Origin of the sequence: Streptomyces sp. B21-083, from assembly GCF_036898825.1 — a bacterium.
Classification (GTDB): Bacteria; Actinomycetota; Actinomycetes; order Streptomycetales; family Streptomycetaceae; genus Streptomyces.
This window is the reverse complement of sequence record NZ_JARUND010000002.1, coordinates 2,896,192-2,911,932: the sequence shown is the minus strand read 5'-3', so window position 1 is coordinate 2,911,932 and position 15,741 is coordinate 2,896,192. Positions and strand designations below refer to the sequence as shown.

Genomic DNA, 15,741 nt, shown 5'->3' with positions numbered 1-15,741 from the left:
CTTCTCCCCCTGAGGCGAACGCGGGACCGGTGATCGACGATCGTTGGGGCCGGCCCCGCGACACTCTTCGACCGTACGGATCCGGTGCCCGCCGGGGCATCCGGGATGCTCCCCGATCCATAGTGGGGAAAACCCCCGGATCCGGGCACGGAGATCTCCGGGGCGGATACGGGTTTGCGGGGCAGGGCCTCGGGCAATGTAGGCTGACGACTCGTCCTGGGCGCGTAGCTCAGTGGTAGAGCGCCGCCCTTACAAGGCGGATGTCGGCGGTTCGAAACCGTCCGCGCCCACCAGGATCAGAGCAGACGATCGGCCCCCCGGCGGTTTTTCCGGGGGGCCTTTTCGTGTGCGAGGTGTGGTCTGTGTGACCTTCGGATCACCCTCGTACGCCTGCCGGATATCGTGAGTGCCAGTGACGGCGAGATCAGAGAGGTTGCCGTGTCGCACGTGTCGGACGAGGGACGGCTCATCGCCGGGCGGTATCGGCTGACCGAGCAGATCGGCCGGGGCGGCATGGGCACGGTCTGGCTGGCGGCCGACGAGATGCTCAACCGGCGGGTCGCGCTCAAGCGTCTGCACGAGGACTCGCGGTTCGCCGACGACGAACTGGCCCTGATGTACGAGCGCACCCGCCGCGAGGCGCAGAGCGCGGCCAGGATCGCCCACCCGAACGTGGTCGTCGTCCATGACGTCGTCGAGGACGACGGACTGCCGTGCATCGTCATGGAGTACGTGCCCTCCACCACGCTGAGCGCCCTGCTCAAGAGCGGGGGAACCGTTTCGCCCGAGGAGGCCGCCCGTATCGGCCGGGGCATGGTCGGCGCGCTGCGGGCCGCCCACGAGGCCGGCGTACTGCACCGTGACGTCAAGCCGGGCAACGTGCTGCTCACCGAGGGCGGCCGGGTCGTCCTGACCGACTTCGGCATCGCCACGGCGACCGGTACCAGCACCCTCACCCGGACCGGCGAGATCGTCGGCTCCATCGACTTCATGGCACCGGAGCGCATCCAGGGTGACACCCCCGGCCCCGCCTCCGACCTCTGGGCGCTCGGTGCGACCCTCTACCAGGCGGTGGAGGGACAGCCGCCGTTCCGCAGGCTCACGCCGGTCGAGACGGCTTACTCCATCGTCACCGCCCCCCTGGAGCCGATGAAGCAGGCGGGTCCGCTGGAACCGCTGATCACCGCTCTGCTGGCCAAGGACCCGGCCGAGCGGCCCTCGGCCCAGGAGACGGAACTGGCGCTGCGGTCGGTGACCGAGGACACGGAGCCGCGCGCGTGGACGGCGTCCGTCCCGGTGTCGACAGCGGCTCGGGTCCAGGATCACGACAGTACGGGCGGTACGCGAAGGAGGACCGGCACCCAGGACGTGGCGCCCGTGCGGTCCCGAGGCGGGCGCGGGCGCCGTACCGTCCTCTGGAGCGCGGTCGCGGTGATCCTGGTCGCCGGAGGCACGACGGCCGGCGTCTACTACCTGAACTCGGCCGACCAGGAAACACACACGCGGGGCGCGGGCTCGGGGGAGAGCCCCACCCCGACGTACGCGCCCTCGCCCGTCCCCGACGGCTACCACCTCGTCACGGAGAAGACCCTCGGCGTCGCTTTCCCGGTGCCGGACGGCTGGACGCTGAGCAAGCGGACGTCCGACGGGATCGTCTACATCGACAAGACCCGCCTGGCCAGCATCACCATTGGCATGATCGATCCCGCCGGCGATCCCTTGGCGCACTTCAAGGACATCGAGGCGAACACGAAGATCAACTACCCCGGGGACAAGTACCGCAAGCTCTATATGCAGCGCACGACCTACCGGGGTCAGAAGGCCGCCATCTGGGAGTTCACCATCAAGGGCCGGGCGCGCCTCTTCCACGCCATCAACCTCGGCTTCGGGGAGGTGGGCGGCCGGGAGTACGACATCTACGTCTCGGCACCCAACCTGCAGTGGGACAATTACCGGCCGGTCTTCGACCGGGTGCGGGAAGGTTTCCGCACCACCTCCTGAGGCCGGACCACTGATCGGACCACCGGCTTCAGGCCTCCTCCGCGCCCTCGTGTGCGTGCTTGAGCCGGGTGCGCGCGTCCACCCGGTCCGCTCCCGTGACCTCGGCCCAGAAGAGGTGGCCGCTCACGAACACCGCGAGCTCGTGCTCGCGGCGCCGCAGTTTCTCCACCTCGGCCTGTTCGTCGGCCGTCCAGCCCGGCGACGCGGGGCGCTCCACCTTGCGCCAGCCGCCGGTGTCACTGAAACCGTCCAGCGGCTCGACCGACCAGGGGAGCCGCTTCAGCAGTGCCGACAGCTCGGCCCGGACCTGATGCAGCTCCTCCTGACCGGCCAGGAGGTCACTCGGGAAGTCATAGGTCGTCGCCACGCGGTAATGGTACGCCTGTTCGATTTTGCGATGCGAGTTCCTTCCGGTACTTCCTCCTCCACCCTGCTTCCGGGCAGAGTGCCCGGCCCCTTCAAGGCCGGGGTGAATGCCCGTTCCCGCGGAGCGGGGCAGGGGGAGCCGGAACGCCGTCAGGGCGGTCGGGTGTTCCGGAGACGCCCGCGGCGTGTCGCACGACGGAGATCAGCCATGAGTTCAGGGAGCGGTCGTCGGCGTCAGCGGCAGCGACCGCCATCGCGTGAACGTCGTCGGGGAGGCGCAGGTTCACATGCTTGGTCATAGGACCATTTTGGCATCGGTCCTAGAACGGTCCTGGAGTGGTGCTATTTTGGGACCATGAGCCGTTTCCGGATGTACCCGACGCCCGTGCAGGAGCAGCACATGTTGCTGCACTGCGCGCACGCCCGGTACGTGTGGAACCTCGCCGTTGAGCAGCACGGCCACTGGCGGCGCGACAACGCCGGTCACCGGCCCGACGGCAGCCGGGTGGGCGCCCCGTCGTTCGCCGAACAGTGCCGTCAGCTCACCGAGGCCCGCGCCGCCAGCGAATGGCTGCGCGCGGGCAACCAGACCGTGCAGGTCCAGGCCCTGAAGGACTTCGCGAAGGCCAAGCAGGCGCGGTTCACGTCCGGGTTCGGTGAGCCGACCTGGCGCAAGAAGTTCGTGCACAACGGATTCCGTGTCATCGGAGACGGCCGCGTCCCCGAGTACGAGCCGGACGGCAGCCCGAGGCTGAACGCGAAGACCGGCAGGCAGGTCCTCGCTCGTTCCGTCGCCGTCCACAAGCTCAACAAGAAGTGGGCGCAGGTCAAGGTCCCGGGCTGCGGTTTGGGTGCGCTTCCGCCTCACCCGCCCCGAACTGCCGCAGGCGAAGACGTTCCGCGTCACCTTCAAGAACGGGCAGTGGCACATCGCGTTCGCGACCGTCCCCGCCCCGGTCACCGCACCCGGCACGGGCGAGATCATCGGTATCGACCGCGGTGTGACCATCACCGCCGCCCTCTCCGACGGCCGTACCCTGAACTGCCCCCAGCTCACCGTCAAGGAACGCGCGCAGGTCCGCAAGCACCAGCGCCGCGCCGCCCGCGCCCCCAAGGGCAGCATTCGGAAGGCCACCGCCTACGCCAACGTCGCCCGCCTCAAGGCACGCGAAGCCGACCGGCGCAAGGACTGGTGCGAGAAGACATCGACGATGCTCGCTCGCACCTGCGACCTGGTGCGGTTCGAGAAGCTCGACATCAAGAACATGACGGCCTCGGTGAAACCGAAGCCCGACCCCGACCAGAGCGGCCAGTACCTCAGAAACGGCCGCGCCGCCAAAGCCGGCCTCAACCGGGGCATCCTCGCCCAGGGCTGGGGCCTCCTGCGCCGGCGTACCGGCGACAAGGCCCCCGGCCGGGTCGAAGACGTACCCGCCCCCTACACCAGCCTGCGATGCAGCGCCTGCGGATGGATCGACAAGAACTCGCGCAAGAGCCAAGCCGAGTTCCAGTGCTCCTCCTGCGGCTTCACCTGCAACGCAGACACCAACGCAGCAGGCAACGTCGCGGCAGGACGAAGGGAAACCCGCCCCAGGCGGGTAACCCGTGCCGGAGGGACGACACCGCCCCAACAGCGGTCGAGCGTCCGTGAACCCCAGCCTGAATGGGTTGGAATCCCCCTCTTTTAAGAGGGGGAGGACGTCAATTCACACGAACGAGTGGCTCAGCCCGGGGCGCGGCAGGTCAGCGGGACCCGGCCGCCAACTCCCGGACCACCCGAGCCGCCACCGGTACGTCCACCCCGTGCCGTTCGGCGGCGCGCAGCAGGGCTCCGCCGATGGCGTCCAGCTCCAGTGGGCGGCCCGCCTCGGCGTCGCGCTGCATCGACGACCTGGTGGCCGGGGGGAAGGTGTCGTAACGGGCCAGGGCCTGGGCGGGGTCCGACGGGCCGCCGCAGGCCAGGCTCACCGCCGCCGTCTCCTCGACCAGGGCGGTCAGTTCGTCGCGGTGGCGGGTGCGGACCTCGCCCAGCGGGAGCCCGTGCAGGGTGGTCAGCAGGGCGAAGGGGGCGAGGAACGACATCTTCGCCCACAGCGCCGCCGCCTCGTCGGGCAGGACACGGGTGACCGGTCCGGCGGCCGTGAAGGCGGCGGACAGCGCGTCGAGGCGCTCACGCGGCACCGGGTCACCGGCCAGGTCGATCTCCACGAACGGGCTCGTGTGTTCGATCACGCCGGGTGCCGTACGGGTCGACTCGACGCGGATCACGGCCGGGGCGACGCGGTCGGCGCCGTAGCGGGCCCGCAGCGCGGCCGGGTGTTCGACGCCGTTCAGGAACGGCACGACCAGGGCGTCACCCAGCGCCTTCGCCGGGACGCGTGCCAGGGCCGCGTCGAGGTTCGTGTGCTTGACGGCGACGAGGACGGCGTCGACCCCGCCGAGAGGGCCGGACGCCTCCGGCAACTCGGTCGCCGCGTCCACCGTCGCCGTGAACTCACCGAACTTTCCGCTACGGACACGGATTCCGCCTTCGCGGAGCGTGCGCGCGGTGTCGTCCCCGGCCAGGCAGAGCACACGGTGACCGGCGCGGGAGAGCAGGGCGGCGAGCAGTCCGCCGACGCCGCCGGGACCGAGGACGGCAAAGGTGAGCGTGTCCTGGGCTGCGTGTACGTGTACGGGTGCAGGTGTGTTCGTAGGCATGGCTGATCGAACCTCTCCTCGGTCGGCTCCTGAGAGGTAGCCGCTTCGTGGAGCATGATCGCAGCCGGTACGGCCGTACGGCACTCCCCTTTCAGCAGGCGGGCGGCGCGGATCGCCCCGTACGCGCGAGACTGGAGGCATGTGCCGCAGCATCAAGACCCTTCGTCCACCCGTACTCCCCGAAGAGGCCACTGAGGAGGAGATGCGGGCCGCCGCCCTCCAGTACGTCCGCAAGGTCTCCGGCTTCCGGGCGCCGGCCGCCCACAACCGCGAGGTTTTCGAACACGCCGTCGACGTCATCGCGGCGGCCACGGCCGAACTGCTCGCCGGCATCGAGGTGCGAGGCGGAGGTGGTACGACGGCAGCCCGGCACGCGTCCTAGGACACGCACCGGGCCGCGAAATCATCGGCTCGGGCACCGGGCCGCCGAGCGGCCGGGGCCCTGAGCCGCTACGCCGCTAGCTGACCGTCCACTTCTGGTTGTCGCCCGTGCCACAGGCCCACAGCACCGTCTGGGTGCCGTTGGCCGTGGCCGCGCCGTACGCGTCGAGGCAGAGGCCCGCGTTGACGTTGGTGATCGTGCCGTCGGTGTTGACGTTCCACTTCTGGTTGTTGCCGCCGTGGCAGTCCCAGATGACGACCTTCGTACCGTTGGCCGTGCCGCTGTCGTAGGCGTCCAGGCACTTGTTGCCGTACACCACGAGTTCCTTGCGGGAGGTGTACGTCCACGCCTGGTTGGAGCCGCCGTTGCAGTCCCACAGCTCAGCCTGGGTGCCGTTGGTGATCGTGTTGTTGAAGAGGTCCAGGCAGCGCCCGGACTGCTTGCCGACGACCAGGTTGCCGTTCGTACCGGGAACCGGCCGGACGGTCAGCGTGCCCAGGGTCGGGCCGTTGGTGACGGCGAGCGTGTTGGCGGCACCCTTGGACAGGGCGACCTGGACGGAGATCGTGCCCGGGGTCGAGCCGGTCGGCGGGAAGGACACCGTGGTGGCCGTCTGCCCGTTGACCTTGAGAGTCGCCGTACGGGCGGTGCTCGTGTTGTTCGTGTACGTGAGGTCAGCGACCGCGACACCGGTGTTCGCCGCGCTCACGGCGGTGTAACGGGCGGACGAGTCGGGCTCGTACGCGCTGCTCGCCGCCTCCGTGGCGCCGGTGACCGTCCGCATGACCGAGCCGCCGGCCGGGACGCTGACCGTGTAACTCGTGCCGTACGAGCCGATGTTGGCCCGGGCCCACGGGTCACGGACGGTCGCGCCGGCGTTGGTCAGGCCGAGGTCGGACCAGCGGACGGTCATGTTCTGGGCGGAGGAGGTGCGGTTGAGGAGAACGACGGCACGGTTGCCGGTGCCGGCCAGGACCTTGCCGTAGACCTGGAGTCCGGTGGTGTCCTCGGCGACCTTGACGCCCTGCAGGCCGCGGGCGTCCTGGTCGACGGCGACGATCTCGGGGTTCTTGAGGATGTTCGCGGTCTCGGCGGTCATGGTGGCCAGGTTGTTGCCGGCCAGGAGCGGCGCGCCGGAGATGGCCCACAGGTCCATGTGCGTGCGGTTCTGGGCGGCGGTGAAGCCGTCCATGCCGACCATCAGCATGTCCGGGTCGTTGTAGTAGCCGGTGTGCTGGGCGGTGGGGTGGACGTTCCTGTCGTAGTTGGTCAACAGGTTGCTCATGGACGGCTTGTTGCCGTAGATGATGATGTCGTCGTTGGTCCGCCACATCGCGCCCTGGCCAGGCGCCCAGTTCCACGGGTTCTGCCGGCCCCAGTTGCACAGCGACAGGGTCATCGGGCGGCCGGTGGTGGCGGTGGCCTTGGTGATCGCGTCGCTGATCGACTGGTAGGTGGTCGCCGGGTCGAGGCCCTCGGCGTCACCGCCGCACCAGTCGACCTTCACGAAGTCGAAGCCCCACTGGGAGAACTGGAGCATGTCCTGGTCGTAGTGGCCCTCGCTGCCGGAGCCGGGGGCGGCGGGGCGGCCGGTCGGGTAGTAGTAACCGCAGCCGTCCTTGCCCGCGTCGGTGTAGATGCCGGCCTTCAGGCCCTTGCTGTGGATGTAGTCGGCGATGGCCTTCATGCCGCCGGGCCACTCGGACGCGTCGGTCGTGATGTTCCCGGCGCTGTCCCGGGTGCCCTGCCACCAGCCCTCGTCGATGTTGACGTACTTGTACCCGGCCGCGGGCAGCCCGGACGCGACGAACGCGTCGACCTGGCCCTTGATCACGCTGTAGTCGATCTTCGCGGCGAAGCTGTTCCAGGAGGCCCAGCCCATGGGGGCGGCGGGGACCGGTATCTGGCGGCTGGAGGCGGCGACCGGGGCGGTGTTGTCGAGGGGGGTCGCTTTGGCTTCTCCCGCCTGCGGCTGGGCGAAGAGGAGGGCGGCGGTCGCCGCGGTCGCGAGAGCGAGGGTGCGGATGGCGGTGCGGCCGAGGAGGGACGAGCGCGGCGGGGGATACATGCGGCTCCTTGCCGGGGGCGCGACGTTGCGATTCCCGGAGTTCTTTGGTCGATATGTCGAACTGCGATCGGCGAACCGAACGAGGGGGCGCGCTGAAAGTAGAGCGGTGGGAGGTTGAAGTCAACGGGTGTGGCAGAGGTTGGTTTCCCAACGGGGGGATTACGGGGCGGGATTGAGCGGGTTGGGGTGTGCGGAGGGTGTTTTGCGGGGGCGCCTTGGGGGGTGGGGGGTTCGGTGTGCGTCGCGGGTGCGGGTGTGTTGTGGCTTGTCGCGCAGTTCCTCGCGCCCCTGAGGGTGCGCCGGTTGCCCGGGGTGGTGTATGGGGAGGCGGCTCGGGTGCGCGTCTGAGGGGGTGGGGGTTCGGTGTGTATGGCGGTGCGGGTGCGTTGTGGCTTGTCGTGCGGTTCCTCGCGCTCCTGGAGGGTGCGCCGGTTGCCCGGGGTGGTGTATGGGGAGGCGGCTCGGGTGCGCGTCTGAGGGGGTGGGGGTTCGGTGTGTATGGCGGTGCGGGTGTGTTGTGGCTTGTCGCGCGGTTCCTCGCGCCCCTATTGGGGGGCGCTCTCCTCGGCGCCCGTTGAATGGGCGCCCTTGCTCGTGCCGCCGACTACCCGTGTGCGCCCGTTACTCGGGGGCGGCGCATCAGGAATGCCGCGCCTGCGCCTGCTGCGAAGAGGGCTGCTACGGAGACGCCTGTGGCCAGCCATGTCGCGCCGAGCCACTGGCCGCCGAAGTAGCCGAGGGCGACGCTGTACACGGCCCAGGCCAGGCCGGCCACGATGGACCAGGGGAGGAACTCGCCGACCCGGCGGTGGGCGGCGCCCGCGCCGAGGGAGACCACCGAGCGGCCGGCCGGGGCGAAGCGGGCGACGACGACGAGGATGCCGCCGCTGTGCGCGAGGGCCTGGCCGAGACGTTCCTGCGCGCTGGTCAGGCGGCGGGAGCGGGCGATCGCGCGGTCCAGTCGGGCCCCGCCGTGCCAGGCGAGGCGGTACGCCACCAGGTCGCCGAGGACCGACGCCGTGGCCGCGCACAGGGTGAGCGCGAGGATGTCGGGGACCTCCTGCGGCACCTGCCCGGTGGCCGCGCCCGAACCGGCGGCGGCCGCCGTGGCGGCCGTGATGACCAGGACGCCGCTCGGCAGTACCGGCAGCAGGACGTCGAACAGGACGGACACGGCCACCAGGGCGTAGATCCAAGGGGTCCCGGTCAGTGACCCCACACTCTCAAGCACCGCAGACTCCCCGAAACTCCCCCGTCGGCCCGATCTGTGCCGCTACCTCGCGGGGGAGCGGCGGGCGGCGTGTGACAGCCATACAGCGTACGCGGGGGGTCTGACAGGAGATCCACGGGGGGCTCATGTGTTCGGCACACGATGTTCACTCTGACGCGCGGTTCATCCTGGAGCGCGCCGGTGCCCGCCCCCGGGATGCGGGGGCGGGCACCGGCCGGTGGCGACGGATCAGACCGCTACCGGGGTCTTCTCGCGTGACTCCGGCGCCTTCGACGCGCCCGACGAGCGCTTCGCGAGGAACCGGTCCACGCCGAAGGCGCCGGAGCCGGTGAAGACGAGCAGGAAGAACGCCCAGCAGAAGGCGGCGGCCAGTTCGCCCTGGTTCTGGATCGGCATGAGGGCGTTCGGCTGGTGCACGTCGAAGTACGCGTACGCCATCGCGCCGGAGGCGATGAACGAGGCGGCGCGGGTACCGAGGCCGAGCAGGACCAGGGTGCCGCCGACCAGCTCGATCACTGCCGCGTACCAGCCGGGCCAGGTGCCGGCCGCGACCGTCTCCCCGCCGCCGAGGACGCCGAAGAGTGAACGGGCGCCGTGGCAGGCGTAGAGCAGGCCGACCACGATCCGGAAAAGGCCGATGGCGTAGGGCTGAGCGTTGTTGAGGCGAGCGGACATGTGGGGGATGTCTCCTTCGGTCGAGACCGTTCCGTCGGGGGACGGATCGATCCGGGGGGGCGGAACCGAGCGGGTAATCCACCGTAGGGGGGCCTGATCAATGGTTACAAGTTCAACATTTGGCCACTGCTTTGGCTTCGAATGGGCTTCCGTTTGTCGTTCCGTCTTCACGGTTTCCGCACGTGGGGCCGCGCTTGGGCTCATGCGTGCACGGCCCGCGCCACCGCATCCGCGTCCGAAAGTGTGACCGAATCCACGCCAGGGCGGGCCCCGGCCAACGTCACCCGGAGCGCACGCCCTCCGTGGGCACTTCGAACGCCAACCTCCTTGCGCCTGACCAACTTTGACGGTTCATCAGATGACAGGCCCGCAGTGTGACGCCAGGCCCGTCCCTTCGGGCGGGCGACGGGAATTTGGCGACAGGCCCTGGAGGCATGGGGGAACTACCGGGCGTGTGGGGCGCGTTGGCAGCGAACCGCCAACCGGAAGCCGACGGTCAGCCTCCTCATGCAGTCGGCTTCCGCGCGAACGGCGCACCGGGGACGCGGCTCGCCGCCGGTACGGGATGCCTCACCCGCTCAGCTGTGACTCCATGACCGTCTCCAGCTGTGCGCCGCTGTCCTTCTCGCCTCGCACCCGGTCGAGCCGCACCCGGGCCGAACGGCCGCGCACGGTCAGGGTCATCAGCATGTTGCCGAACCAGGGGCCGCCCGTCCGGCGCCAGGTGACCGGTGGCGGCGCGACCCGGCCGTGCCGGGCGAAGCGGCGGCCCAGCGCGCGGCCCAGGCCGCTCCAGCCGAGGCGGAAGCCGACCTTGATGTAGAGGGGGATGGCGTTGTGGACCGGGGAGCAGGTGAGCTGGAGGACGCGGGCGTCCGGGCCGGCGGCCTCGGGCCAGGTGGGCTCGGCGGCGTACGCGTGGTGGACGTCGCCCGACAGGACCAGCACCGTCGCCGGCGCCCCCGGACCCGAGCCGGCCTCCGCGATCACGTCGGCCAGGGCGTTGAACGAGCTGGGGAACGCCGCCCAGTGTTCGAGGTCGGCCCCACGGCGCAGTTTCTCCCCGAACCGGGCCCAGCGCGCGCCCCGTTCGCCCGCGCACAGGGCCGAGTCCCACGCCTCGGCGTCGTGCACGAGATGCGGCAGCAGCCAGGGGAGCGAGGTGCCGATGAGGAGGTGGTCGCAGGAGCCGGGATCCGCCAGCGCCTGTTCGCGCACCCAGGCCGCCTCGCCCGGGTCCAGCATCGAGCGCCTGTCCTCGTCGAGGACCCGGGCCGCCCTGCTGTCCACCATCAGCAGCCGTACGCGGCCGAAGTCGCGCCGGTAGCTCCAGCGGACCGAATCGGGGTCGGCGTCCGCCCGGGCGGCGAAGGCGCGCACCGCGTCCGTACCGTCGGGAGTCTCGCGTACGGCCGCGTACAGCGGGTCGGTGGCGAGCTCGGCCGGGGGGAGGTTGCCCAGGTGCTGGTGCACCCAGTACGACATCAGGCCGCTCAGCAGCCGCTCGCGCCACCACGGGGTCTCCCGCATGTCGGCCAGCCAGGCGGCGCTGGTGTTCCAGTCGTCGATGACGTCGTGATCGTCGAAGATCATGCAGCTGGGGACGGTGGAGAGGAGCCAGCGGACCTCCGGGTCGAGCCAGGACTCGTAGTAGAGGTGGGTGTACTCCTCGTAGTCCGCGACCTCGGCGCCCGGCGGTTCGGACAGGTCGCGGCGGGCGGCCAGCCAGTCCCGGGTGGCGTCGGACACCTCGTCGGCGTAGACCTGGTCGCCCAACAGGAGGAGGACGTCCGGGCGTTCGGCCGTCGGGTCGGCCGCCATACGCGCGGCCAGGGTGTCCAGGGCGTCCGCGCCCACCGGGTCCTTCTCGCCGGCGGCCGGCGCCGCCCACCGGCAGGACCCGAAGGCGATCCGGAACGCGTCGCCGTCTTCTCCGACCTCCCCACCCTCTCCGTCCTCGGCGGTGCGGATGACGGAGGGCGGGAACGGCGAGTCGGGCAGCGGCCACACGCGGACGCCGTCCAGCAGCACTTCGTAGGGAGTCGATGTGCCCGGGGTGAGGCCGGTCACCGGGATCAGCGCGTAGTGGTGGCCCGCGACCTGGAAGGTGCGGGTCTCACCGCCGGCGCCGTCCGCGCAGCGCGCCTCGGCGGTGCAGGGGCGGCTCGCCTCGACCCAGACGGTCGCGGACGAACTGTCGGCGTACCTCAGCAGCGGTCCCAGGCGAAGTGTCGCCACGTGATCACCCTCCTCCGTCGCACCGTACGGTACGGACGACGGGGAGGGGCGGGGAGGTTCCGTGCATGATGCAGACGGTTCACCGTCGATCGACGGCCGAGCGGGGGACGGGGGAGTCGCCGGTCAGCAGCCGGCGAGGTAGCTGGTCAGCGCGCTCTTCTCGGCCGAGTCGACCGAGAGGTCGTAGTAGTACTTCACCTGGACCCAGGCGCGGACGTAGGTGCAGCGGTACGACGTGAGCGACGGCATCCACTCGGCCGGGTCCTGGTCGCTCTTGGACTGGTTCACGTTGTCCGTGACGGCGATCAGCTGCGGGCGGGTGACGTCGTTGGCGAAGCCCTGGCGCTGGGCGGTGGTCCAGGCGCTGGCCCCCGAGTCCCAGGCCTCGGCGAGCGGGACCAGGTGGTCGATGTCGAGGTCGGAGGCGGCGGTCCAGGTGGCGCCGTCGTACGGGGAGTACCAACTGCCGCTGGTGGCGGTGCAGGCGGAGTTGGTGACGACGTTCGAGCCGTCCCGCTTGAGGATGTACTCACGCGTGTTGCAGGTGCCGCTGATCGTGATCCAGGTGGGGAACAGGTCGCGGTTGTAGCCGGTGCGGTTCTCGGTCGCGACGGTGAGCGAGGCGAGGTAGGTGCGGGCGGTGGCGGCGCTGACCGGGGTGGGGAGGGCGGCGGAGGCGGTCGGACCGTTGAGAAGTCCGACCGAGGCTATGAGGCCGGTGAGCGCGGCGAGTATGCTGAGTCGTCGACGCGCGTAGAACTTCGGCATGCGAACTCCCTCGGGGGATGGGGGTGTTGGGCGCGAGCGAATGAATGCTTGCGTCGCTTGATTGCCGTGAGATGTGCGATCGGTAAGAAGGTAGTGACGTGCGCATGACATAACAACCCTCTGAGGTCGGTTATCCTTGGTGGTGCAGAAGGGGAGTAGCTCTTCGCCGGACCGTCGACATACTGCTCAGCTCGTCTGAGCCGGCGCCCGGAGGCAGGTTCCGCACACGCGTGCGGGTCGGCCAGCGAGACCTTCGGCAGAGCAGCACACCGTCTTACGTGTGCTGCCGTGCCGAGGTGTCGCAGCGCGAAAAGCGTGAGGTCATCACACTCTCGGTGGGGCAGCCCCGACCGATTGAGGAACCTTGATCAGCATCAGTGTCACGGCGCTCGTCTTCGGCGTCGTCTTCCTGGCCGAACTCCCGGACAAGACAGCCCTCGCCGGGCTCGTCCTCGGCACCCGCTACCGCGCCTCGTACGTCTTCGCGGGCGTCGCCGCCGCCTTCGCCGTCCATGTCGCGCTGGCCGTCGCGGCGGGCAGCGTCCTCACGCTCCTGCCGCAGCAACTCGTCCACGCGCTGACCGGCGTGCTCTTCCTGGGCGGGGCCGCTGCCCTGCTGTTGAAGAAGGGCGGGGACGAGGAGGAGGTGCGGCGGCCCGAGGACCAGTCCTTCTGGAAGGTGTCCGGGGCCGGCTTCATGCTCATCCTCGTCGCCGAGTTCGGCGATCTCACGCAGATCATGACGGCCAACCTCGCCGCCCGCTACGACGACCCGCTCTCGGTCGGCCTCGGTGCGGTGCTCGCGCTGTGGGCGGTGGCGGGGCTCGGGATCGTGGGCGGGCGGGCGCTGATGAAGCGGGTGCCGCTGGAGCTGATCACCAAGGTCGCGGCGGTGCTGATGCTGGGGCTCGGGGTGTGGAGTCTTTGGGAGGCGGTGAGTGGGTAGGGGGCGCTGGGGCGGGAGGGCGCTGGGTGCGGCCGGCTCGGGGTGCCTCGAAGGTGACCGGTCGGTGAACGATTGCGTCAGGCGGTAGCGGGAGGCACGGTTTCTTTTGTACCGTGTAGGAACAAAGTGGCTCCCGCCCGTTTTCCCTGACCGGCGGGCGGGGCCGCCTTGGTCCCGTACCTGTGTCTTGGAGCCTGCCGATGACGGCCACCACCGTGCTCACCGCCCGCGCCCTCCTTCTCGACATGGACGGCACCCTCGTCAACTCGGACGCCGTCGTCGAGCGCGTCTGGCGGCGCTGGGCGGACCGGCACGGGCTGGACGGTGACGAGGTGATGAAGGTGGTGCACGGACGGCAGGGGTACGCCTCCATGGCGGTGCTGCTGCCCGGCCGGCCCATGGAGCAGAACTACGCCGACAACGCGCGCCTGCTCGCGGAGGAGACCGCCGACCTGGACGGCGTGGTGGAGGTACCGGGCGCGTCCGAGTTCCTGGCCTCCTTGAGCGGGCTTCCGCACGCGCTGGTGACCTCGGCGAATGTCGGGCTGTCGACCGCGCGGATGGGTGCGGCGGGGTTGGGGTTGCCGGACGTTCGCATCACCGCGGAGTCGGTGGGTGCGAGCAAGCCGGACCCGGAAGGGTTTCTGAAGGGCGCGGCCGAGCTGGGGGTCGACCCCGCCGACTGTCTGGTCTTCGAGGACTCCGGGGCGGGGATCTCGGCGGGGCGCTCCGCGGGGATGCGGGTGGTGGGGGTCGGGCCGCGGGCCCATCAGCACCGGCCGGATGTGGTGGTGCCGGATCTGGTGGGGGTGCGCGTGGAGCGGGTGGGGGGCGGGGAGTTGCGGGTGCGGTTCGGGGTTTGAGGGTTTCTTTCCCACCCACCGACTCGTCTCGGCACGATTACCGGGCGAGCTCGAACTTTTCCGGCCGGGCGGCGCCTCAAGTTCGGCCGACCGACGCCTCAAGCGCTGCGCGACCCCTTCAACCGTCGGCCACCTCCGTAGGCGCCGACCGGTGTCCGCAGCGAGGGCGGTACGCCGGTCTGTGCCCGCGCAGGCCAGCATTTTCAGCCCGTCCGGCGATTGAGAACGAGGCCCGTTCAGGGCCGTAGGGGGGTTCGGGGGCGCAGCCCCCGAGGGCGGTCACGTCGACGCCGGTGCCGAAGTCCCGCCAAGCCTGTGCAGCCTACGGCTTGGTCGTTTCCGACTCCAGGCGTGTGCGTGTCGTCCGGTCGTACACGCCGGGTTCGGCCGCGTTGATGCCGCGCGTCGTCTGGTAGGTGGTCACCGCGTTCACGACGTTGTCGTCGTAGACGCCGTCCGTGTCGTTGAGGTAGATCGCCAACTGGCGTAGCCGCAGCTGGAGTTCGAGGACCTCGTCGCCGTGGTCGCCGGGGCGCAGGACGGGGGTGGTGTCCTTGTCGCCGCCGCCGGGGGCCGGAGTGATCGTGCCGGTGGCCTGCGCGGTCGTCGGTGCCTGGGTCGGGGTGGCCGACCCGGACGGGGCTGCGGAGGGGGCCGCCGGGGCGGGCGAGAGGGTCGGGGTCGGGCTGAGGGACGGGGTGGGAGTGGGCGCCGCCGACGCCGACGCCGACGACGTAGGACTGCTTGACGGGGTCGGGGACGCCGCGCTGGTCGCCGCCGCCGGCACGCTCTCCCGTACGTCCTGGGCGGACGTGTTGTCCCGGGCCGGTTTGTCGTAGGTGAACACCCCGACGGCCAGTCCGCCCGCCGCCAGTACGGCCACGACCGCTCCGGCCACGCCGAGGAGCAGAACCCGGGGACGGCGGCCCGACCCGCCCAGCTGCTCGTCCTCGGCGGAATAGGTGGAGTGAGTGGAATCAGTGGAGTATGCGGGGTGGGCCGGGGCGTCCGAGGGGTGCTCCAAGGACGGCAGTGCGGTCGTCGTGGGTTCCTCCGTCCCCCAGGCGGTCTCCTGGATCGCCCGCATCGGCATCGTGGCCTCGGCCGCCCCCTCGGGGGCCGGGTGCTCGGACGACGAAGGCGACGAGGTCGAGGCGGGTGTTTCCGGGGTCAGTTCCACGTACGGGCGTATGCGCAGCGGGTCGAAATCCTCCGCCGCCGCTGCCTCCGCCGACCGGTTCTCCAGGTGGGCGTCGGCCGCGCGTTCGGCGCAGGCGCAGGAGGGCGTGTTGTCGGCTCCCCGGGGTGCACCGCACTCCGGACACACGTGCCCCTTCGGATCGTTCACTGCGTGTCGGTTCCTTCCCCGTACAAACCCCCGTACGAACCCCCGTGCGAATGTCAGAGGTTATCCAAAACCTCTTCACACCTTCTCCCGGAAGCCCCCGGAATCCGGGCTTCCGGCGAATCTCGTGAGGATTCGACAGGCCATAACGGGTCACA

General features: G+C 70.4%; 14 protein-coding genes, 1 tRNA gene and 1 pseudogene. 7 read left to right on the top strand and 9 right to left on the bottom strand.

Translation table 11 applies throughout. From position 1 onward, the window contains the following. The first annotated feature begins 218 nt into the window (after positions 1-218). Positions 219-293: transfer RNA gene (locus QA861_RS37035), tRNA-Val, on the top strand. Between the two features lie 154 nt (positions 294-447). After that, a complete protein-coding gene (locus QA861_RS37030; protein ID WP_334593130.1) occupies positions 448-2,001 on the top strand; it encodes a serine/threonine-protein kinase in 1,554 nt (517 codons plus the stop codon). A gap of 28 nt (positions 2,002-2,029) precedes the next feature. Here the strand turns inward: QA861_RS37030 and QA861_RS37025 are convergent, their stop codons facing one another. Together QA861_RS37025 and QA861_RS37020 are read right to left on the bottom strand one after the other, a co-directional pair. Continuing rightward, positions 2,030-2,368, bottom strand: coding sequence for a DUF8825 domain-containing protein (locus tag QA861_RS37025; RefSeq protein WP_334593129.1), 339 nt, complete (start codon positions 2,366-2,368; stop codon positions 2,030-2,032). 91 nt (positions 2,369-2,459) lie between these two features. Beyond that, positions 2,460-2,666 (bottom strand): toxin-antitoxin system HicB family antitoxin, encoded by a 207-nt coding sequence (locus QA861_RS37020; RefSeq protein WP_334593128.1) that lies wholly within the window; start codon positions 2,664-2,666, stop codon positions 2,460-2,462. A 56-nt stretch (positions 2,667-2,722) separates the two neighbouring features. On the opposite strand from QA861_RS37020, the pseudogene QA861_RS47285 reads away from it, so the two are divergent. Then, positions 2,723-2,785, top strand: a pseudogene (locus QA861_RS47285) (hypothetical protein); the annotation flags it as partial. A 433-nt stretch (positions 2,786-3,218) separates the two neighbouring features. After that, positions 3,219-4,055, top strand: a complete 837-nt coding sequence (locus QA861_RS37010; RefSeq protein WP_334593126.1) for an RNA-guided endonuclease InsQ/TnpB family protein — start codon at positions 3,219-3,221, stop codon at positions 4,053-4,055. 55 nt (positions 4,056-4,110) lie between these two features. Here the strand turns inward: QA861_RS37010 and QA861_RS37005 are convergent, their stop codons facing one another. Further along, the gene (locus QA861_RS37005) at positions 4,111-5,067 is read right to left on the bottom strand and encodes a ketopantoate reductase family protein (protein ID WP_334593125.1); all 957 of its coding nucleotides are present in this window, start codon (positions 5,065-5,067) and stop codon (positions 4,111-4,113) included. A 139-nt stretch (positions 5,068-5,206) separates the two neighbouring features. On the opposite strand from QA861_RS37005, the gene QA861_RS37000 reads away from it, so the two are divergent. Continuing rightward, complete coding sequence (locus QA861_RS37000; RefSeq protein WP_334593124.1) at positions 5,207-5,449, top strand: DUF2277 domain-containing protein; 243 nt, start codon at positions 5,207-5,209, stop codon at positions 5,447-5,449. Between the two features lie 76 nt (positions 5,450-5,525). Here QA861_RS37000 and QA861_RS36995 read toward each other — a convergent pair whose 3' ends face one another. The 5 genes from QA861_RS36995 to QA861_RS36975 form a co-directional block, all read right to left on the bottom strand. Beyond that, entirely contained in the window at positions 5,526-7,517 is a 1,992-nt protein-coding gene (locus tag QA861_RS36995; RefSeq protein WP_334593123.1) for a ricin-type beta-trefoil lectin domain protein, read from the bottom strand. 604 nt (positions 7,518-8,121) lie between these two features. Next, positions 8,122-8,748, bottom strand: a complete 627-nt coding sequence (locus QA861_RS36990; RefSeq protein WP_334593122.1) for a DedA family protein — start codon at positions 8,746-8,748, stop codon at positions 8,122-8,124. A 228-nt stretch (positions 8,749-8,976) separates the two neighbouring features. After that, positions 8,977-9,423 (bottom strand): DoxX family protein, encoded by a 447-nt coding sequence (locus QA861_RS36985; protein WP_334593121.1) that lies wholly within the window; start codon positions 9,421-9,423, stop codon positions 8,977-8,979. Between the two features lie 570 nt (positions 9,424-9,993). Beyond that, complete coding sequence (locus QA861_RS36980) at positions 9,994-11,661, bottom strand: alkaline phosphatase D family protein (protein ID WP_334593120.1); 1,668 nt, start codon at positions 11,659-11,661, stop codon at positions 9,994-9,996. A gap of 123 nt (positions 11,662-11,784) precedes the next feature. Further along, entirely contained in the window at positions 11,785-12,429 is a 645-nt protein-coding gene (locus QA861_RS36975) for an HNH endonuclease family protein (RefSeq protein ID WP_334593119.1), read from the bottom strand. A 364-nt stretch (positions 12,430-12,793) separates the two neighbouring features. Here QA861_RS36975 and QA861_RS36970 point away from each other — a divergent pair, with 364 nt between their 5' ends. Both QA861_RS36970 and QA861_RS36965 read left to right on the top strand, forming a co-directional pair. Beyond that, complete coding sequence (locus QA861_RS36970) at positions 12,794-13,375, top strand: TMEM165/GDT1 family protein (RefSeq protein ID WP_334593118.1); 582 nt, start codon at positions 12,794-12,796, stop codon at positions 13,373-13,375. Between the two features lie 200 nt (positions 13,376-13,575). Then, entirely contained in the window at positions 13,576-14,238 is a 663-nt protein-coding gene (locus QA861_RS36965) for an HAD family hydrolase (RefSeq protein ID WP_334593117.1), read from the top strand. Positions 14,239-14,560: 322 nt separating this feature from the next. On the opposite strand, the gene QA861_RS36960 is transcribed toward QA861_RS36965, so the two are convergent. Continuing rightward, the gene (locus QA861_RS36960) at positions 14,561-15,586 is read right to left on the bottom strand and encodes a peptidoglycan-binding domain-containing protein (RefSeq protein ID WP_334593116.1); all 1,026 of its coding nucleotides are present in this window, start codon (positions 15,584-15,586) and stop codon (positions 14,561-14,563) included. Between the last annotated feature and the right edge of the window lie 155 nt (positions 15,587-15,741).

What these genes read in the sequence shown, in the direction of transcription:
- QA861_RS37020 (WP_334593128.1), bottom strand. Translation starts at nt 2,666, where the DNA reads ATGACCAAGCATGTGAACCTGCGCCTCCCCGACGACGTTCACGCGATG.
- QA861_RS37005 (WP_334593125.1), bottom strand. Translation starts at nt 5,067, where the DNA reads ATGCCTACGAACACACCTGCACCCGTACACGTACACGCAGCCCAGGAC.
- QA861_RS37000 (WP_334593124.1), top strand. Translation starts at nt 5,207, where the DNA reads ATGTGCCGCAGCATCAAGACCCTTCGTCCACCCGTACTCCCCGAAGAG.
- QA861_RS36995 (WP_334593123.1), bottom strand. Translation starts at nt 7,517, where the DNA reads ATGTATCCCCCGCCGCGCTCGTCCCTCCTCGGCCGCACCGCCATCCGC.
- QA861_RS36985 (WP_334593121.1), bottom strand. Translation starts at nt 9,423, where the DNA reads ATGTCCGCTCGCCTCAACAACGCTCAGCCCTACGCCATCGGCCTTTTC.
- QA861_RS36975 (WP_334593119.1), bottom strand. Translation starts at nt 12,429, where the DNA reads ATGCCGAAGTTCTACGCGCGTCGACGACTCAGCATACTCGCCGCGCTC.
- QA861_RS36965 (WP_334593117.1), top strand. Translation starts at nt 13,576, where the DNA reads ATGACGGCCACCACCGTGCTCACCGCCCGCGCCCTCCTTCTCGACATG.